Origin of the sequence: Arthrobacter sp. UYCo732, assembly GCF_040547265.1 — a bacterium.
Taxonomy (GTDB): Bacteria; Actinomycetota; Actinomycetes; order Actinomycetales; family Micrococcaceae; genus Arthrobacter.
In genome coordinates, this window is the sequence record NZ_JBEPPJ010000015.1 from 52,884 (window position 1) to 71,468 (window position 18,585).

Genomic DNA, 18,585 nt, shown 5'->3' on the forward strand with positions numbered 1-18,585 from the left:
GCCGGCGTCGGTCAGTCCGCCACACTGCTCCGGTACGCGGCAAGGAACGTCGAGATCCTGCGCACGGCTTCTTCGATGTCCAGGACGGACGGAAGGAGCACAAAGCGGAAGTGGTCCGGCGTGGGCCAGTTGAAAGCGGAGCCGTGGGAGACCAGGATCTTCTGGTCCTGGAGGAGGTCGAGGACAAACTGCTCGTCGCTCCTGATCGCGTAGAGCTCCGGGTCGAGCCGGGGAAAGAGATACATGGCACCCGCTGCCGGGACACAGGTGACGCCGGGTATCGCCGTCAGGAGTTTGTAGGCGAGGTCCCGCTGATCGCGCAACCTGCCGCCGGGCCGCACCAGCGCCTCGATGCTCTGGTAACCGCCCAGGCAGGTCTGGATCGCATGCTGGGCAGGGACATTGGGGCAGAGCCGCAGTGACGCGAGGAGCTCCAGGCCCTCACGGTAGGCCGCCGTGGCGGCGAGCGGACCCGTGATGGCCACCCAGCCGGAGCGGTAGCCGGGCATGCGGTAGGCCTTCGAGAGGCCGCTGAAAGTCAGGCAGCACACGTCTTCCGCCACCGACGCCGTGTGGATGTGCTGGGCGTCCTCGTAGAGCACTTTCTCGTAGATTTCGTCGGAGAACAGCACCAGGTTGTGTTTGCGGGCCAGCGTCGCGAACTGTTCCAGGATGTGCCGCGGGTACACGGCGCCCGTCGGGTTATTGGGGTTGATGATCACGATGCCTTTGGTGCGGCGCGTGATCTTTGCCTCGACGTCGGCCATGTCCGGCCACCACTGTTCGGCCTCGTCGCAGAGATAGTGCACCGGGTTGCCGCCCGTCAGTGTCACCGCGGCGGTCCACAGGGGGTAGTCGGGGGCCGGGACCAGGATTTCGTCGCCGTTTTCCATAAAGGCCTGCAGGCACATGGAGATGAGTTCACTGACGCCGTTGCCGATGAAGATGTCTTCGACGCCGATCTGCATGAGGCCGCGGGTCTGGTAGTACTGCGAAATGGCGGTCCGCGCCGAGAAGATGCCTTTTGAATCGCTGTAGCCCTGAGCGCCGCGCAGGTGATGGATCATGTCCACCACCACCGACTCGGGCGCCTCCATGCCGAACGGCGCGGTATCGCCCAGGTTCATCTTGAGGATCCGGTGCCCTTCGGCTTCCATGTTCTTGGCGGCCTGGAGGATGGGCCCCCGGAGTTCGTACCGGACGTCCTGGAGTTTGCTGGAGTGCTGCATTTCGCGCATGGTAGATCATTTCACAGCGCACTTGGAAACGGCGGCAGCCGTAACGGTCCAGCTCAACGGACGAACCGCCGTCGAGCGTTCACCTGCGCTTTTGTTGTCCCAGGCCTACCCACGGAACGGCTCCCGGGCAAGAATGGGCACCATGGAACTTCCCGTGATGCCGCCCGTCCCGCCCATGCTCGCCAAGGCCGTCAGCGGCATCCCGGAGGGGGAGCTCAGCTACGAACCCAAGTGGGACGGCTTCCGCTCCATCATCTTTCGAGACGGCGATGAGGTGGAGATCGGCAGCCGCAACGAGAAGCCCATGACCCGGTACTTTCCCGACCTCGTGGAAGCCCTGAAGGAAAACTTGCCGCCGCGGTGCGTGATCGACGGCGAGATTGTCCTCATCGGAGCCTCCGGGGACCGGCTGGATTTCGACGCCCTGCAGCAGCGGATCCACCCCGCCGCCAGCCGGGTCAAGCTCCTCGCAGCCCAGACCCCTGCCAGTTTCGTGGCGTTCGACCTGCTGGCGCTGGGCGACGACGACTACACCGACCGAACCTTCACTGAGCGCCGCGCCGCGTTGGAGAAGGCGCTTGCCGGCAGCAATGCGCCCGTCCACGTCACCGCGGCCACCCGGGACAAGGACACCGCTGAACATTGGTTCCAACAGTTCGAAGGTGCCGGGCTGGATGGCATTGTGGCCAAGCGGCTGGACGGGAGCTATCAGCCGGACAAGCGGGTGATGTTCAAAATAAAGCACGAACGCACCGCCGATTGCGTGGTGGCCGGCTACCGGGTGCACAAGAGCGGGCCGGACCTGATCGGTTCGCTGCTGCTCGGTTTATACAAGGACGACGGCGGCCTGGCCAGTGTGGGCGTGATCGGCGCCTTCCCGATGAAACGCCGCCAGGAACTGTACGAGGAGCTCCAGGCGCTCGTCACCGATTTTGACGGCCACCCGTGGGCCTGGGCCAAGCAGGAAGAAGGCGAACGGACGCCCCGCAAAGCTGAAGGCAGCCGCTGGAGCGCCGGCAAGGACCTGTCCTTTGTCCCCCTGCGTCCGGAGCTCGTCGTGGAGGTCAGGTACGACCACATGGAGGGCGACCGGTTCCGGCACACGGCCCAGTTCTCGCGCTGGCGGCCGGACCGCGATCCCGAGTCCTGCACGTATGAACAGCTGGAGGAGCCAGTCACCTTCGACCTGGCGCAGGTGCTGGAGACCGGCAGGCTTTAGGCACGGAAAAGCCCGCCACCCCGGAAGGTGGCGGGCTGATCGCTGAAGCGCCGGACTTACTTCAGGCCGAGCTCCCTGGTGGGGACCTTGAAGGTTTCCTTGGCGGTCAGCGCGGAGATGGCCGCGATACCGCAGATGACGGCAGTGAAGATGCTGATCTGGACCCAGCCGCCGGGCCTGATGCCGCCCATCGCGGCCACGATGGCGGGGGCGAAGCCTGCCATCAGGAAGCCGAGCTGCGTGCCGATCGCCAGGCCGGAGAAGCGGACCCTGGTGCTGAACATCTCGGCGTAGAAGGACGGCCAGACCGCATTGGAGGCTGCGTAGCCGAAGGAGAAGAAGCCGATGGCTGCGACGAACATCAGCGGGATGCTGCCGGATTCGAGGCTGAGCAGGAACACCGGGGTGAGGATCGCGCTGGCTACCGCACCGTAGATGAAGACGGGCTTGCGGCCGATGCGGTCTGCCAGCTTGCCGAACAGCGGCTGGGTGCCCAGGGCCACCAGGTTGGCGCCGACCACGAGCCACAGGGTGGTGGTGCCGTCAACGCCGGCGACGGTCTTGGCGTAGCTGATGGCCAGGGTCCCGAACACGGTGGACACGGCGGCGATAAAGGCACAGGCCACGACGCGGAGGACGTCGCGCCAGTGGCCCTTGAGGAGATCGGCCACCGGGAGTTTGGAGATCTGGGCCGTCTTCTGATCTGTTCCTTCCCGCGGCAGTCCGACTTCTGGCACTTCGACGCCAAGTTCCACGCCGGCGAAATCGAACTGGAGCTCGTCCCGCAGGGCAACCTGGCCGAGCGGATCCGCGCCGCCGGCGCCGGCATCGGCGGGTTCTTCACGCCCACCGGTTACGGCACCATGCTGGCCGAGGGCAAGGAAACCCGCATCATCGACGGCCGCGGCCAGGTCTTTGAGACGCCCATCCACGCCGACGTCGCACTGATCAAGGCACTGAAGGCCGACGGCGTGGGGAACCTCGTGTACCGCAAGACCGCCCGCAACTTCGGCCCCATCATGGCAGCCGCCGCCAAGCACACCGTGGTCCAGGTGTCCGAGATCGTTCCCACCGGCGGACTCGACCCGGAAAATGTCATCACCCCCGGAATTTACGTCAACAGCATCGTGAAGGTGGCCTGACCATGAGCATCGCAACCAGCATCCAGACCAGCGACAAGCCCCTGGGCCGCAACGAACTAGCCGAACTCGTGGCGCGGGACATTGTGCCCGGCTCGTTCGTGAACCTCGGCATCGGCCAGCCCACGCTCGTCTCCAACTACCTCAAGCCGGAGCAGAACATCACGCTCCACACGGAAAACGGGATGCTGGGCATGGGGCCGGCCGCCGAGGGTGAGCAGATCGACGGCGACCTCATCAACGCCGGTAAGATCCCCGTTACCGAGCTGCCGGGTGCCTCCTACTTCCACCACGCCGATTCGTTTGCGATCATGCGCGGCGGCCACCTGGACATCTGTGTCCTTGGCGCGTTCCAGGTCTCGGCCACCGGCGACCTCGCCAACTGGCACACCGGCGCACCGGACGCCATCCCGGCCGTTGGCGGGGCCATGGACCTGGCCACCGGTGCCAAGGACGTCTTTGTGATGATGACGCTCCTGACCCGTGAGGGCGCGGCGAAGATCGTGGAAGCCTGCACTTACCCGCTCACGGGCGTCGGCTGCGTGACCCGCGTGTACACGGACAAGACACGGTCCGCGCCCAAGGCTGGTGCCTGCTGGACCAGGAACTGGAACTTGGGCTGATGTCCGTGGCCGCCCCGGTGTACGACGGCCCAACCAAGGTCGTGGCTGCGGTCAACGTGTCGCTGCAGGCCCAATCCGTCGCGGCCCAGCCTGACCCTGAGGCGTACCTGGCTGCGGCTGCCCGCGAAATCGTTGCCACGGCCAAGCTGGTTTCCGCGGACCTGACCGCGCGGGGCTGAGGCGCCAACCGGCAGCAGACGCCCAACGCGAAACTGACGGAATTAGCTGCCAGTTCGCGCAGGGGGCCATAGACTCGAGCCAACTACGTCCGTAAGGGAGTTGGCGGTTGAAACTGGGCATACCGCAGGAACGGCATGAAGGTGAGCGGCGTGTGGCCGCCACGCCGGAAACGGTCAAACAACTGTCAGGGCTGGGCCTGGAGGTCCTGGTTGAAGCGGATGCAGGCGCCGCGGCCGGCCACTCAGACCACGAGTACGCCCAGGCCGGAGCCCGGATCGTCCAGGCCCTCAACCTCGCTGACCTGGACATCCTCGCCCACGTGCGGCCCTTGGAACCCGCGACGGCGAAGGCCCTGAAAAGGGGCGCCGTCACAGTGGGCCTTGCCTCGCCGTCGTCCGAGTTGGCCACGGTGCAGGCCCTCGTCGAAGCCGGCGTCACCTCATTCGCCCTGGAACTGGTGCCGCGCATCTCCCGCGCCCAGTCCATGGATGCCCTTAGCTCCCAGGCCCTGGTGGCTGGCTACCGGTGCGTGCTGGAGGCCGCGATCCGGCTCCCCAGATTCTTCCCGCTCTACATGACCGCTGCCGGCACGGTTCCGCCGGCCCGCGTCCTGGTGCTGGGAGCCGGCGTTGCCGGGCTCCAGGCCATCGGCACCGCGAAACGACTCGGCGCCCGCGTTTCCGCCAACGACATCCGGCCCGCCTCCGCCGACGAAGTGGCGTCCATGGGCGGCACCTTCATCAAACTGGACCTGGAAACGGCCGAGGCCTCCGGCGGCTACGCCCGGGAGCTCAGCGCCGACCGCGGCGCCCTGCAGCGCGAACTCCTCGCCCCGCACGTCGCGCAGGCTGATGTCCTGATCACGACGGCGGCCGTCCCCGGCAGGCGGGCGCCGCTCCTGGTGAGCCGCCAAATGGTGCAGGGCATGCGCCCCGGTTCCGTCGTCGTCGACCTCGCCGCAGAGTCCGGCGGCAACGTGGAGGGTGCCGTTCCCGGTGCGGACATCCTGGTGCCCACCGCTGACGGCCAGGGCCACGTCACTCTGGTGGGGCTGAAGGATGCGCCGTCCGCGATGGCCTCGGACGCGTCCCGCCTGTACGCCAAGAACGTGGCCAACCTGCTCGCCCTGATGACCCGCGACGGCACGGTGGCGCCCGATTTCGAGGACGACGTGATCGCGGGTTCGTGCCTCACGCACGACGGCGGGGTTCGGCACCGGCCCACGGCCGAGGCGCTGGCGGCGCTCATTCCCGCCCTGCCCGACCATGCGCCCAGGCTAGAGGCCGACGGGGTCCGGAACGAGGGAGGAATCTGATGATGGATGGCATGAGCCTGCTGACGGTCACCGTGCTGGCGGTGTTTGTGGGCTTCGAAGTGGTCTCCAAGGTCTCCAGCACCCTGCACACGCCCCTGATGTCCGGCGCGAACGCCATTCACGGCATAATCCTGGTGGGTGCCGTCATCGTGGCCGGGCAGGCAGCCGATCCGTGGGTGCTGGCCGTGGCCCTGCTGGCCGTCGTGCTGGCCACCGCCAACCTCGTGGGCGGTTTCGTGGTCACCGACCGGATGCTGCACATGTTCCATGGCCGGACGGAGCCTGTCCGCAAGGATGCAGCGGGCAAGGAAGCGGCGGGCACGGGAGCTACGGCCAAGGGGGACCGAAAGTGAGCCTCCTCGGTCCGGTCTGGACCTCGCTCCTCTACCTCTCCGCCGCAGTGTTCTTCATCCTGGCCCTCCGCGGCCTCAGCTCTCCCCGCACCGCCCGCCGCGGCAACCTGATCGGCGCCTTCGGCGCGCTGCTCGCCGTCGTCAACGTGTTCCTGTCGGCCAGGCTGGAGAACATTCCCTGGATCATTGCCGCCATCGCGCTGGGAACGGCGGTGGCCGCGCCCGTGGCCCGGCGGGTGAAAATGACCCAAATGCCGCAGCTGGTGGCCTTGTTCAACGGGGTGGGCGGCGGTGCCGCGGCACTGGTCGCGCTCCTGGAACTCGGCCACACCGCGGACCCCTGGGTCCGCCTCGCCATCGTCTTCACCCTCCTGGTGGGCGCAGTGTCGTTCGCCGGATCCGGGGTTACCTTCGCCAAGCTCCAGGAGCTCATGACCACCCGCCCCGTGGTGTTCCCCGGGCTCCCCGTGGTGATGGCCGCCGTGCTGCTCGCCGCCGTGGGCACCGCCGTCGCCGTCGTCCTGACCGGTTCCCTGGCACTCGCGGTGCTGCTGATGGTGCTGGGCCTTGCCGCCGGCGCGCTGCTGGTGCTGCCGGTGGGCGGGGCCGACGTGCCCATCGTTATTTCGCTCCTGAACGCGTTCACCGGCCTGGCCGTGGCGGCGTCGGGCGTGGTGCTGGGCAACGTGCTGCTGGTGGTGGCCGGCACGCTGGTGGGCGCCTCCGGTACCATCCTCACCCGGGCCATGGCGGCCGCGATGGGCCGCAGCGTGGCCGGCATCCTGTTCGGTGCGTTCAAGGGAGGTTCGACGGCGGGATCCACCGCCGTGAGCGAACGTCCAGTCAGGTCCTCCAGCGCAGAGGACGTGGCAGTGCTTTTGGGGTACGCACAGCGGGTGATCATCGTCCCCGGCTACGGCCTGGCCGTGGCCCAGGGCCAGCACACCGCGGCAGAGCTGGCCCTGGCCCTTGAAGCCCGCGGCATCGAGGTGGACTTCGCCATCCACCCCGTGGCCGGCCGGATGCCGGGGCACATGAACGTGCTCCTGGCCGAGGCCAACGTGCCGTACGAATCACTCAAGGAGATGGGCGAGATCAATTCCGAATTCCGCATGGCCGACGTCGCTTTGGTGGTGGGCGCCAATGACGTGGTGAACCCGGCAGCGAAGACATCCGCCGGCTCGCCCATCTACGGCATGCCCATCCTGGAAGTGGCCGACGCCCGCCAGGTGATCTTCCTGAAGCGCTCCATGCGCCCAGGATTCGCCGGGATAGAGAACGAACTCCTGTACGAACCGCAGACGTCCCTGCTCTTCGGTGACGCCAAAGATTCCCTGGCCAAAGTGCTGGGAGCCGTGAAAGCGCTGTAGCCAAGTACGCTTCTCCACAGGCCCACTTCCCCCACCCCAGCGAAGGACACCATGACTGCCAACAGCCCCACGGCCCTCAAGCGCGCGGCCATCATCATCAATCCTGCCAAAACGGCGGACGTGGACGTCGAAGCACTCGTAGCCAAGCACAGCGCGGATAACGGCTGGGGTGAGCCCATCTGGCTGGAGACCACCAAGGGGGACCCCGGCGTCGGGCAGGCGAAGGAGGCACTTAAGCAAGGGGCCGACGTCGTGATTGCAGCTGGCGGTGACGGTACAGTGCGGTGCGTGGCTGAGGTCCTGGCCGGCGGTGACGTGCCCATGGGGCTGCTGCCGTTGGGGACGGGAAACCTCCTGGCCCGCAACCTCGGTATGGACATCACGGACTTTGACGGTGCCATGGCCGGGGCGCTGGCGGGAACTGAGCGGAAGATCGACGTGGTCCGTGCCCGGCGGGACGACCTCGACAAGGAGCAGGTCTTCCTGGTCATGGCCGGGGTGGGCTACGACGCCACCATCATGGCCGACACCAACGAGGACCTTAAGGACAAGGTGGGCTGGCTGGCTTACGTGGATGCCGGCATCCGGAACCTGCCCGGCAGGCCCGTGAAGGCCACCATCGAGATCGACGGCAAGGACGTGGTTCACCGCGGGGTGCGCAGCGTGATGGTGGGCAACTGCGGCAAGGTCCAGGGCGGACTGGAGATCTTCCCCGACGCCAAAATGGACGATGGCCTGGTGGACGTGGCGGTGCTGGCGCCCCACCACGGGCGCCTGGGCTGGCTCTCGGTGATCGTCGGGATCATTGGCCGGGGCCGGGGCCGGGGCCGGAACAAGGACACTGCGGTGGAGTATTTCCAGGGGAAATCCGTGGAGATCAGGCTTGAACACAACGACGACTACCAGATCGACGGCGACCATGAGGGCGATGCCAAGCAAGTCGTCATGACTATCGATCCCGGGGCCCTCACCGTGCGCCTGTAACCCGCCCAACTGACTCGCAGTTAACGTCGTGAAAAGCGCTTTTCACGACGTTAAGTGCCAGTCACTTGGGGGGCGCCGGGCGGCGGGGATCTTCAGGTGCGTCCCGGCGTCGTGCCGTTCCAAGGCAACTTCCGCCGGGGTGAGGATCCGGGCGCGGAGCAGTTCGGCGACTGCCAGCGGCAGTTCGTCCGGTGCGCCGGCGATCCTGGCAGCGAGGCTCAACGCCTGGTATGCCCGTCTGCCATGGCCAGCGCCGTGGTAGGCCAGACACGGGAACTGGACCCGCCGCCGTCGTGCAGGGCATCCAGCAGTTGGCGTTCGCTGATGTTTCCGGGGGCGGACAGCACAAACTCGTCCAATACACCGCCAGCCACCGGGTGGACGTGGATGCTCAGGATGTTGGTATCCAGGCGGGCGAGGGCGCGGGTGGGCTTCTGCAGCGCACCCGGCTGGTCGTGCAGAACCGTGCGGGGCCGCCAACCTCACACCTCAGCTGGGCAGCGGGAGTGTTGCTGGCAGTTCGCTTCATGCCTCAAGGATCACAGGGGGGTGTTTCGGCGGTGTTGCCCCGCTGTTCCGATCCTCGAACGGCGTGGGACATAGGATTTAGGTGGAGCGCTGTGTGCGGTCCGTCGAGGAAAGGCGCAAACCAGACCGTGAAAGTCCTCGAGGGCATGTTCACCATTGGCCCCAGCAAGAACGATCACCACCCTGCAATCCGGTGCGCGATTGGTATTTTCGTACCACTGATACTGCTGGTGGTGCTCGGCCGGTTGGACTTGGCAATCTTCGCCTCATTCGGTGCGTTTACCGGCATCTACGGACGCAACGAACCGCATGGAACCCGGCTGGTGCTGCAGCTCCGTGCCGGCCTCCTGATGCTGCTGGTGATGTTCCTGGCTGCGCTCGCCGGCCGCATGGGGGACGCGTGGGGGCTGGACGGGATGGCGTCCACCTGGCTTCTGGTCCTGGCTACAACGCTGGTGGCGGGCTCGTGTTCGGTGGCCATCTCGTTGCTGCGCCTGCGCCCTGCCGGTTCGTTGTTCCACATCTTCGCGTTTGCGGCCATCGCGTCCGTCCCCAACCAGCCGCCGCTGGGGGACGGGATGCTGGTGGCTGTCTTGACCACGGCGCTGGCCCTGGTGATCGGATTCTCGGCCAGGCTGATGCCCCGCTGCCGGACGCCCTGGACCTGGCCACCGCCGCTGCGGCTCCTGGCGGATGAACGGCGGGCCACCTGGCTCGAAGGCCTCGGTTATCTCGTGGCTGCCGGCGTGGCAGGTTCGCTGGCCACGGTGGCTGGTCAATGGCTCGGTTTCGGCCATAACTATTGGGCCATGGTGGCAGCGGTGGTGCCCCTTGTAGGGCACACGACGCGGCACCGCGTCAGCCGCGGCATCCAAAGGATTATGGGAACGATCCTGGGCCTGGCCCTGCTCGCCGGTGTCCTGCTGGTTGGACTGGCGCCGTGGCAGACGGTGCTGGTGATCGCGGTGTGCCAGTTCGGTGCGGAACTGTTCATTGCCCGCCAGTACGTGCTGGCGCAGCTGTTTGTCACGCCGCTGGCGCTGATTTCCACCCTGCTGGTGGTGCCCTCTTCGCCTGGCATCTTGCTTCGTGACCGGATTGTCGAAACGGTGATCGGTGCGGCCGTTGGCGTTGCCGTGGTGCTGGCACCCGTGGCTTGGCGCCGCCTGCGCCGGGTATAGTCTGGGGGCATTTCACCCGTACCGTTGAATGGAAGCGGCAGGCATGGCAAATTCAGTCTCCGGCGACTCGGTGGTGGACCGGGTGGTCCGGGTAATCTCCGCCTTTCCCGAGGGAGTCAGCACACTCCAGCTCTCTGACCTGGCAGTCCGCGCCGGACTCCCGCTCACCACCGCCCACCGGCTGGTCCGGCAGTTGGCCGGGCACGGACTGTTGGAAACCGGCGACGCCGGAACGGTGCGGTTGGGTCTCCGCCTGTGGGAACTCGTGAACCGCAATTCGCCTACTCTGGCGCTCCGTCAGGCCGCCATGCCATTCATGGAGGACATCCAGCAGGTCCTCAACCAGAACGTAAACCTAGCGGTACTGGACGGTTGGGAGGCACTGTTTGTGGAGCGGCTGTCCCGTCGCGGATCCGTGGCCAACCGGGCGCAGGTGGCCGGCAGGATGCCCGTTCATATCTCCTCGGCAGGACTCGCCCTGATGGCATACCAGGACAAAGTCACGCAACGGGACTACTTGAAGCAGTTCGGCGATCCGGCGGGAAAGATGCAGCCGGAAACCGTGCGGGTGTTGCTTGCTGAAGCGGCCCACCAGGGCTTCGCGCAGCTGGCCGGCGTGGTTGATCCGGATACCTGGGGAATCGCCGTCCCTGTTATGGATCCTAGGCAGCGCGCCGTGGCTGCACTCGGCGTCGTGGTGCCCTTGCGGGAGGTGCGGCTCCAGGCGCTGGTCCCGGCGCTGCAAACAGCCGCGCGGGGCATTGCGCGAAGGCTCGACAACAGCGAACGTAGTCCGCTCTTCCGTTGAATGGAATTGCCGTAACGCCTGGCACGTTGCCCGGCCCAAACTGTTAGCAGACCCAATCATCGGCCCGCCACCAGCGCCCGCCCCCGCAACGAAGCGAGAACTAGTCATGGCACCACGCAAAGCCATCACCACCCAGGTGGCCATCATGGGCGCCGGTCCCGCTGGCCTCATGCTTTCCCACCTGCTTGCCAAGGCCGGCATCGAGTCCAGGGTGATCGAGGTCCGCAGCCAGAAGGAAATCTCCGAAACGGTCCGCGCCGGAATCCTGGAACACGGCACGGTCAACCTGCTCGTGGACAGCGGAGTCTCGGACCGGGTGCTGCGCGACGGCGACCGGCACGACGGAATCGAATTGCGTTTCAACGGTGAAAGCCACCGCATCGACTTTAAGGATCTCGTGGGGGAGTCAGTCTGGCTCTACCCGCAGACGGACGTTTTCCTGGATCTCGCTGCACGCCGGAAGGCCGACGGCGGCGACGTCCGCTACAGCGTTACGGACACCTCCGTGCACGACCTCGAGGGTAAGCCGAAAGTGTGGTTTACCGACTCGGACGGAGTCGAGTACGAGATCCAGGCCGAGTTCCTCGTGGGCGCGGACGGTTCGCGCAGCCACTGCCGCCGCCAGGTGCCGGAGGCCTCACGGACCCAGTACTTCCACGAGTACCCGTTCGCCTGGTTCGGGATCCTTGCTGAAGCCCCGCGCAGCTCTGACGAGCTGATCTACGCCAACTCGGACAACGGCTTCGCCCTCATCAGCCAGCGGACCGAAACCGTCCAGCGGATGTACTTCCAGTGTGCTCCCACGGAAAGTGTGGCCGAGTGGGACGACGATCGGATCTGGGCCGAATTCCGCAGCCGCGTGAACGGTAACGGCTTCGAGCTCAAGGAGGGGCCGGTCATCGACAAGATGGTCCTGCCGTTCCGGAGCTTTGTACACACCCCGATGCGCCATGGGAACCTGTTCCTGGCCGGCGACGCAGCACACACCGTCTCGCCCACGGGCGCCAAGGGCCTCAACCTGGCCATCCAGGATGTCAAAGTTCTTTTTGAGGGACTGGAATCCTTCTACGGCAGCGGCTCCACTGCGCTGCTGGACAGCTTCAGCGACCGTGCCCTCGAGCGCGTATGGAAGGCGCAGCAGTTCTCTTACTGGATGACCACCATGCTGCACACCCCCACTGACGCGGATGACTTTTCCCGTGCCCGTCAGCTCGGCGAACTGCATTCCGTGGTCTCCTCACGGCACGGGATGGCCTATCTCGCCGAGGCGTACACCGGCTGGCCGGGCGCCGTCTAGGAGCCCAGCCGGCCGCCGGATTCTTCGAGGTAGCAGGCGCCGCATAGCGACTCGTACCAGACGTCCCTGCCGTCGATGGCCACCTGGTCGCCGTCGAACACCACTTCGTTGCCTACGCGGCGGGTGTTGAAGATGGCTTTGCGCCCGCAGCGGCAGATGGTCTTGAGCTCCTCCAGCGTGTGCGCCACTTCCAGCAGCCGGCGCGAGCCGGGGAACGCGTGGGTCAGGAAATCGGTCCGGATGCCGAAGGCCAGCACCGGCACGTTGTCCAGCACGGCAATACGGAACAGGTCATCCACCTGTTCGGGCGTGAGGAACTGCGCCTCGTCCACCAGCAGGCAGGCCACCGGCTTTTGGTCCACATGTTCGAGGAGTGCGTTGGGGTCGTCACCGGCGGCCTGGGCGGCGAAGAGCCCGCGGACGGACGCGTCAGGGGAGATCAGGAAGTCCACGGACCGCGTCATCCCCAGCCGGGACACAATGTCGGTGTCGCCCTTAGTGTCAACATCGGGCTTGGCCAGCAGGACCCGCTGCCCGCGTTCCTCGTAATTGAACGCGGCCTGCAGGAGCCCGGTTGACTTCCCGGAGTTCATGGCGCCGTAGCGGAAGTAAAGCTTGGACAAGTGGGTCCTTTCAATGGGTCCGGCTATCGATCCTATGCCGAACCCCGCGGCGCCTGCTTATGGCCGGCCGGCGGGCAGCACCGCCACATCGGGCGCGGGCGCGGGCGCTGCCTCTGCCACGGTCACCTTGCCGGCGGAAGCGCCGTCGCGCTTCCCGGCGGTACCGCTGAGGCTACTGCCGGCGCCGCGCCGGCTGGACCGGCCGTAGACAAGGTACATGGTCAGGCCCGTGATCACCATCAGCAGCACGGTGTAAACGAATGTGTTGGCCACGCCCTCCACCCCTTCGGCGCCGTCAGTGTTCGCCTTGATCACCAGGCCCAACGGCTGGACCAGGGGGTGCGCCAGGAAGATCGCCGTGTCGTAGTCATCGAGCATGCTGTTGAAATTCAGCGCGGCGATGGCTGCGGCGGCCGGAAGCACCAGGGGCAGCAGGATGCGGCGGAACACATAGAGGGTTTTCGCGCCCATGATTGACGCGGCTTCCTCCAGCGAGGAGTTGACCGACGCGAACGACGCCTTGAGCATGCGGAGCGTAAAGGGGATCTTGACCGTCACGAAGGCGATCAGCAGGATCACCGTGGTTCCGGTCAGCACCGCGCCACCAACGAGGGGGTTGGGGTGGTCGTAGCTGATGATCAGCCCCAGGGCGAGCAGGGCCGAGGGAAGGATCCAGGGGATGTGGAGGAGGTACTCAAAGAGGGAACTGACCCAGTTCCGGTACTTCTGCAGGAGGCGCGCCACAAACAGCAGCCCGCCCACGGCAATCGCCGTGGCGAGTGCACTGTAGATGACACTGATGATGAAAGGCCGCAGGCCGGATTCCTGGGTCAGCACGCGGATGTAGTTGTCCAGCGTCAGGCTGCCCAGCGAGAGTTGCCCGGTCTGGATGGCTGCCCCGTCAGCGAAGGAGTACAGCACGATCAGCAGCACGGGCAGGGTGTACACGGCGAACAGCAGGTAGGCGACCAGGTGCACGGCGGCGTTGGCTGCCCGGTTGGTGATCTGCTGCTTTTGCAGGGCAGAGGAAACTTTGGACACCGAGAAGTAAGTGCCGCCCTTCTCCAGCCGGGTCATCACGGCCAGCATCAGGATGGTGGCCACGCCCAGGATGACGGCCAGCAGGGCCGCCAGGTCCCGCGAGGTGGGGCTGTTGGTGAAGGTCAGGATCATGGGCGTGATGGTCTGGAAGTCGCGGCCGCCCAGTACTTGCGGTGCGCTGAGTGCTCCCAGCCCGGTCAGGAAGGACAGGATGGTGACGGCGAACAGCGTGGGTTTAAGCATGGGCAGGACCACCCTGCGCAGAATCGTCCAGGGGGAGGCGCCCAGGTTCTTGGCGGCCTCGATGGTCTGGTAGTCCACGCCTTTGAGGGCGTTGGCCACGAACAGCATGTGGTTGGTGGTGGTGGCGAACGTCATCACCACCAAGACTGCGAAGAACCCGGAGAACCATGCCGCATCCATGCCCGGAAAGACCTTCAGCAGCAGCGACGTGACAATGCCTTTGTCGCCGTAAATAAACTTGTAGCCGGCTGCCAAGACGATTCCGCCATAGATGAAGGTGGAGGCATAACCCAGGAACAAAATCCTGGACCCGCGGATCTTGAAGTAGTGCGTGACCAGCACAATGAAAATGCCCACCACGTTCACCGTGACGGACAGTGCCACGGCAAGCATAAAGCTGTTTCCAAGGGACTTCATGGCGCGCTGGGAGGAGAACAGCTTCTCCGCGGCCCGGCCCGAGAAGCTCCCGTCCGGGAAGAACGTTGAGATCAGGACATTCAGGTTGGGCCAGACCAGGAATGCGGCGATGAACCAGGTCAGCACCGTTCCCACGATCAGGATGAACGGGGAACGAAGCATGCTTTTCGCGGAGGACCGGCTCATGGCAGGGCCACCTCCCGGCCCCGTCGCTCCAGGGCGTTGCCGGTGTCCGGGTGGTACTGCAGCACGTGCCCGGGCTGGACGTACACGGTGGTTTCCGCTCTTGCTTCCGGGTGCGCGGCGCCGTCTTCCTTAACCAGCAGCCGGAGGTCCGCGCCGTGGCTCCGCACGATGTAGCGGCTGTGGAGCCCGTGATAAGTGCGCGAGACCACCTGCCCGGAGAGCCCGACGGCGGCGCCTCCATCCTCGGGCGGCGTCAGTGACGCCTTTTCCACCCGGAGGTAGGAGTTGGCGGTGGGGCTGAGTCCTGCGCCGGAGAGCCTGTTCAGTTCAGCGATGAACTCCGGTGTCAGCGGCGAACTGTCACCGATGAAGTTGCACACGAATTCGGTGGCTGCGTGATCGTAGATGGACTGCGGAGTCCCCACCTGTTCCACGACGCCCTTGTTGAAGACGGCCACCCTGTCGCTCATGGCCAGGGCTTCATCCTGGTCGTGGGTGACGTATACGGTGGTGATGCCGAACTCGCTCTGCAGGTCCTTGAGTTGCTGGCGGAGTTGATGCCGGAGCTTGGCGTCCAGGTTGGAGAGCGGCTCGTCCAACAGGAGGATTTTGGGCCGCAACACCAGCGCGCGGGCCACGGCCACACGCTGTTGCTGGCCGCCGGAAAGTTCCGCCACGTTCTTATGCAGCTGCTCATCGCTGAGCTCCACCCGGCGCGCGATGTCGCGCACCAGGCGGTCGCTCTCGGCGGACTTTTCCTTCCGGACCCGCAGCCCGAAGGCGATGTTTTCCCAGACGCTCATGCTGGGGAACAGGGCATAGTTCTGGAACACCATGCCCACCTGCCGCTTGTCACTTGGAAGCCGGGTGACGTTCTTCCCGTCCACGTGGACCGTACCCGCAGAAGGTTCGATGAAGCCCGCCAACGTGCGCAACGCCGTCGTTTTCCCGCACCCGGAGGGACCAAGCAGTGTGAAGAACTCGCCAGGTTTGACGTGCAGGTCAAGGTTCGGAATGGCTACGAAATCGCCGAAGGTAACTTCGATGTTGTCTAGGCGGATCATGGGTTCCTGTCTGGGGGAAAGCCGGCTGGCCCGGCTGCGGTGCGGGGACGAGGCGGTAGGTGAGTCCTACTGCATGTATTCGAGCTCGATCTTCTCCACCCAGGCACCCATGTTTTCCTGGACAAATCCCCAGTCGATGTCCTGTTGCTTCACGGTGGAGAAGAACTTCACCACGTCAGGGTTGGCCTGCTCTGCCGCGACTTTGTTGACAGGCATCGAGTTAAACTTCTTGGCAAAGGCAGCCTGCACGTCCGCGCTGCCGAACCAGTCGATGAACTTCACCGCCTCAGCCTTCTTGTCCGTCCCCTTCACCAGGGCAATCTGCTCCACAGCGAGTGGAACGCCGGCGGAGGGAATGACCGTTTCCACGTTGACTTTGAACGACTTCTCACGCTCGGCAATGATGGACGACGGCATCTGGCCCATGTCCACGTCGCCGGAGGCAATCCGTGCAAAGAGGTCAGTCTTGGCCACGGCCGGGGAGCCGTTCCGGAAGTACTGCTCCACCTGCTTCCAGCCCTCGGCGGAGATGCCCAGGTCACCGGAAGCGTCCTTGTAGCGGGACAGGATGCCGGCGAAAACCAGCTGCGCAGTGGCGGTTCCGAGGCCTGTGACCCGCTCGTAGCGGGACTTGAACTCATCCTTGGTCCAGAGGTCCGTCCAGTCCTTGGGCGCGGCGTCTGGGCTGAACTTGTCCGAGTTGTAGCCGAGTAGGATTGCCTGCTTCACGAGTGGCCAGTACGCCTTCCCATCACCGGTGTCTCCCACGGCGGTGTCCACTTCCCCCGCCCATGCGGGCTCGAACGGCTCGAGGGCGCCAGCGGCCTTGACCTGGGCGAAGTACATGTTGTTCAGCCCGAAGGCGACATCGGCAATGGGGTTGTTCTTTTCCGCGATGAGTTTGTTCGTGGCGTCTGCGCCGCCAGCTCCCACCACTTCGATCTTGAAGCCGGCTTTGGTGGCCTCAGCGGTCAACCAGTCGCCGCGGCCTTCGCCGTTGGAGTTGGTGTAGACCACCAGGGTTTCGCCGGTAGGAACGGTTGACGTGGAGGAGGGAGCCCCGGACGCCGCCGGGGTTGCGGTACCGGCTCCGCAGCCGGCCAACAGGCTGGCGGCGACGGCGGCTGCCATCAAAGTCTGCAATTTAAGCACGGTCAGGACTCATTTCTGGACTTGGTTCGGAGCATGGTCCGGCTAGCCTATAGCTGGATTCGAGAGATATGGGCTTGAAAAGCTATCGATTCGATAAACAACCCGGCTGTTGAGTCTGGTCCAGTTGCCCGAACATTCCGGGCACAGTGCGTAAACGCGCGGTGAACGTTGCGGGAGAAGGCAGACCGGATCACGAAGGCGCGTCCCGCCGTCGTCAGTCCTGGTTGAGCGTTTCGGTGAGGTGGTGAGAGGGGATCCGGTCCCGGTCGTAGGTGATTTCGGTGTAGCCGTGCGGCTCGGGCTGGCCGGAGGGGCTGAGGTTCACAAAAACGATCTGCTCAATGGTGAGGATGCTCTGGCGTGTGATCATGTTCCGCACTTCGGCGCGCATGGTCAGGGACGTCCGGCCGAAGCGCGTGGCGGTCAGGCCCATCTCGATCAGGTCGCCCTGGACGGCGGAGCTGACGAAGTTGATTTCGGAGATGTACTTGGTCACCGCGCGCCCGTTGCCGAGCTGGAGGATGGCGTAGATGGCCGCTTCCTCGTCGATCCATTTCAGCAGGCTGCCACCGAACAGTGTGCCGTTGGCGTTGAGGTCCTCGGGCCGGACCCATTTGCGCGTCCGGAAGGTGGGAGTACGCAGAGCCGCTTGATCTTGGCAGCGGCATCGTCCAGGATCCTGAGGCCGCCGCAGCCTACGGGCTGGCCGGAGCCTTTACCGTACGCAACCAGGAACACTGCACAGTCGGCGGCCGACGGCGGGGTCCCGGGTCGTGGTCAGGCGTACCGAAGCGGGTGTCCAGTTCCGCCTGCTGGGCCTTCCGCAGATCGGCGCCCACGGGGTTGGACCAGGTCACGACCTTGATGTTGAGACGGGGTTGGTCTGCATGACTGCCTCGATTCGCCGAAGGGTTATTCCTGCCCAGCCTATGGGCGGGTGGTTACGCGTGTGTTTCTTTGCGGCAAGGACTGGGCGAACGACGCCCTCCCGGACTGCGGTGCGTGGCGAAACATTCTCGATAGGCTAGTTATACGTCCGACTAAGATCAGTGCATGAGTCCCGCAGCTAATGAAGGTTCTGGATATTGGTATGGGCCGGATGGCCAACTGGACTCCAGCGTCGCGGTCCTGAAGGCACTGCGGGATTACCGCACCGCCGAGACAGCAGTCCGCCGTTCCACCCGCGACTCCATGGGAATGGGTGAAACGGACATCCTGGCGTTGCGGTACCTCCTGCGGGTGCAGGCTTCGGGAGGCACCGTAGTGCCCAAGGACCTCAGCCGGTTCCTCGGTATTACCAGCGCCTCCACCACGTCACTCATCGACAGGCTCGTGGGCAGCGGCCACGTCCGGCGGGAAGCCCATCCCACGGACAGGCGCTCCGTGGTGGTGGTTCCCACTGTCGAATCCGACCGCGAGGTGCGGGTTACTCTCGGGTCCATGCATCGGCGGATGATGGCCGTGGCGGAAGGGCTGTCCGCCGCCGACGCACGCGTGGTGGTCGAATTCCTGCAGCACATGACGTCTGCAATCCAGGATGAAAAGGAGAGCCGGCAAGAAAGCGGCCCGTCGTTTTAGTTAGCTGAACTAGTAATATGTAGGCTTATGATTGATCCTGACAGAA

The 18,585-nt window shown here is 65.3% G+C and carries 16 protein-coding genes and 4 pseudogenes; 12 read left to right on the top strand and 8 right to left on the bottom strand.

The annotated features are described in order from the left end of the window. Nucleotides 1-11: 11 nt before the first annotated feature. Complete coding sequence (locus tag ABIB45_RS16630) at nucleotides 12-1,238, bottom strand: pyridoxal phosphate-dependent aminotransferase (RefSeq protein WP_354216952.1); 1,227 nt, start codon at nucleotides 1,236-1,238, stop codon at nucleotides 12-14. A 142-nt stretch (nucleotides 1,239-1,380) separates the two neighbouring features. Between ABIB45_RS16630 and ABIB45_RS16635 the strand changes: the two genes are divergently transcribed. Further along, on the top strand, nucleotides 1,381-2,457 hold the full coding sequence (locus ABIB45_RS16635) for an ATP-dependent DNA ligase (protein WP_354216992.1): 1,077 nt from the start codon (nucleotides 1,381-1,383) through the stop codon (nucleotides 2,455-2,457). Nucleotides 2,458-2,513: 56 nt separating this feature from the next. Here the strand turns inward: ABIB45_RS16635 and ABIB45_RS16640 are convergent. Continuing rightward, nucleotides 2,514-3,158: pseudogene (locus tag ABIB45_RS16640) on the bottom strand (MFS transporter); the annotation flags it as partial. Here ABIB45_RS16640 and ABIB45_RS16645 point away from each other — a divergent pair. The 7 genes and pseudogenes from ABIB45_RS16645 to ABIB45_RS16675 all read left to right on the top strand — a co-directional run. Then, a pseudogene (locus ABIB45_RS16645) lies at nucleotides 3,150-3,599 on the top strand (3-oxoacid CoA-transferase subunit A); the annotation flags it as partial. The pseudogenes ABIB45_RS16640 and ABIB45_RS16645 sit on opposite strands and share 9 nt — an antisense overlap. A gap of 2 nt (nucleotides 3,600-3,601) precedes the next feature. After that, nucleotides 3,602-4,219 (top strand): 3-oxoacid CoA-transferase subunit B, encoded by a 618-nt coding sequence (locus ABIB45_RS16650; protein ID WP_354216953.1) that lies wholly within the window; start codon nucleotides 3,602-3,604, stop codon nucleotides 4,217-4,219. Then, nucleotides 4,162-4,398: pseudogene (locus ABIB45_RS16655) on the top strand (IclR family transcriptional regulator domain-containing protein); the annotation flags it as partial. The gene ABIB45_RS16650 and the pseudogene ABIB45_RS16655, both read left to right, overlap by 58 nt. A 107-nt stretch (nucleotides 4,399-4,505) precedes the next feature. Then, the gene (locus tag ABIB45_RS16660) at nucleotides 4,506-5,714 is read left to right on the top strand and encodes a Re/Si-specific NAD(P)(+) transhydrogenase subunit alpha (protein WP_354216954.1); all 1,209 of its coding nucleotides are present in this window, start codon (nucleotides 4,506-4,508) and stop codon (nucleotides 5,712-5,714) included. Between the two features lie 2 nt (nucleotides 5,715-5,716). Further along, complete coding sequence (locus ABIB45_RS16665; protein ID WP_354216993.1) at nucleotides 5,717-6,067, top strand: NAD(P) transhydrogenase subunit alpha part 2; 351 nt, start codon at nucleotides 5,717-5,719, stop codon at nucleotides 6,065-6,067. Then, nucleotides 6,064-7,437: an NAD(P)(+) transhydrogenase (Re/Si-specific) subunit beta gene (locus ABIB45_RS16670; RefSeq protein WP_354216955.1), complete on the top strand. Its 1,374-nt coding sequence runs from the start codon at nucleotides 6,064-6,066 to the stop codon at nucleotides 7,435-7,437. The genes ABIB45_RS16665 and ABIB45_RS16670 overlap by 4 nt, the downstream gene beginning before the upstream one ends. 51 nt (nucleotides 7,438-7,488) lie before the next feature. After that, a complete protein-coding gene (locus ABIB45_RS16675) occupies nucleotides 7,489-8,421 on the top strand; it encodes a diacylglycerol/lipid kinase family protein (RefSeq protein WP_354216956.1) in 933 nt (310 codons plus the stop codon). A 66-nt stretch (nucleotides 8,422-8,487) separates the two neighbouring features. Here the strand turns inward: ABIB45_RS16675 and ABIB45_RS16680 are convergent. After that, nucleotides 8,488-8,900: pseudogene (locus tag ABIB45_RS16680) on the bottom strand (amino acid-binding protein); the annotation flags it as partial. A 177-nt stretch (nucleotides 8,901-9,077) separates the two neighbouring features. On the opposite strand from ABIB45_RS16680, the gene ABIB45_RS16685 reads away from it, so the two are divergent. The 3 genes from ABIB45_RS16685 (at nucleotide 9,078) to ABIB45_RS16695 (ending at nucleotide 12,235) form a co-directional block, all read left to right on the top strand. After that, nucleotides 9,078-10,130 (top strand): FUSC family protein, encoded by a 1,053-nt coding sequence (locus ABIB45_RS16685; RefSeq protein ID WP_354216957.1) that lies wholly within the window; start codon nucleotides 9,078-9,080, stop codon nucleotides 10,128-10,130. Nucleotides 10,131-10,173: 43 nt separating this feature from the next. Further along, nucleotides 10,174-10,938, top strand: coding sequence for an IclR family transcriptional regulator (locus ABIB45_RS16690; RefSeq protein WP_354216958.1), 765 nt, complete (start codon nucleotides 10,174-10,176; stop codon nucleotides 10,936-10,938). A gap of 106 nt (nucleotides 10,939-11,044) precedes the next feature. Next, nucleotides 11,045-12,235 (top strand): 4-hydroxybenzoate 3-monooxygenase, encoded by a 1,191-nt coding sequence (locus ABIB45_RS16695; protein WP_354216959.1) that lies wholly within the window; start codon nucleotides 11,045-11,047, stop codon nucleotides 12,233-12,235. On the opposite strand, the gene ABIB45_RS16700 is transcribed toward ABIB45_RS16695, so the two are convergent. The 5 genes from ABIB45_RS16700 to ABIB45_RS16720 all read right to left on the bottom strand — a co-directional run bounded on the left by ABIB45_RS16700 (nucleotide 12,232) and on the right by ABIB45_RS16720 (nucleotide 17,604). Further along, on the bottom strand, nucleotides 12,232-12,858 hold the full coding sequence (locus ABIB45_RS16700) for a thymidine kinase (protein WP_354216960.1): 627 nt from the start codon (nucleotides 12,856-12,858) through the stop codon (nucleotides 12,232-12,234). The genes ABIB45_RS16695 and ABIB45_RS16700 overlap by 4 nt on opposite strands. 57 nt (nucleotides 12,859-12,915) lie before the next feature. Beyond that, the gene (locus ABIB45_RS16705) at nucleotides 12,916-14,745 is read right to left on the bottom strand and encodes an ABC transporter permease (RefSeq protein WP_354216961.1); all 1,830 of its coding nucleotides are present in this window, start codon (nucleotides 14,743-14,745) and stop codon (nucleotides 12,916-12,918) included. After that, nucleotides 14,742-15,809, bottom strand: a complete 1,068-nt coding sequence (locus ABIB45_RS16710) for an ABC transporter ATP-binding protein (protein WP_354216962.1) — start codon at nucleotides 15,807-15,809, stop codon at nucleotides 14,742-14,744. The genes ABIB45_RS16705 and ABIB45_RS16710 overlap by 4 nt, the downstream gene beginning before the upstream one ends. 66 nt (nucleotides 15,810-15,875) lie before the next feature. Beyond that, on the bottom strand, nucleotides 15,876-16,961 hold the full coding sequence (locus ABIB45_RS16715) for an extracellular solute-binding protein (protein WP_354216963.1): 1,086 nt from the start codon (nucleotides 16,959-16,961) through the stop codon (nucleotides 15,876-15,878). Nucleotides 16,962-17,175: 214 nt separating this feature from the next. Further along, nucleotides 17,176-17,604 (bottom strand): acyl-CoA thioesterase, encoded by a 429-nt coding sequence (locus ABIB45_RS16720; RefSeq protein ID WP_354216994.1) that lies wholly within the window; start codon nucleotides 17,602-17,604, stop codon nucleotides 17,176-17,178. 410 nt (nucleotides 17,605-18,014) lie between these two features. On the opposite strand from ABIB45_RS16720, the gene ABIB45_RS16725 reads away from it, so the two are divergent. Further along, nucleotides 18,015-18,539, top strand: a complete 525-nt coding sequence (locus ABIB45_RS16725) for a MarR family winged helix-turn-helix transcriptional regulator (RefSeq protein ID WP_354216964.1) — start codon at nucleotides 18,015-18,017, stop codon at nucleotides 18,537-18,539. Nucleotides 18,540-18,585: the final 46 nt, after the last annotated feature.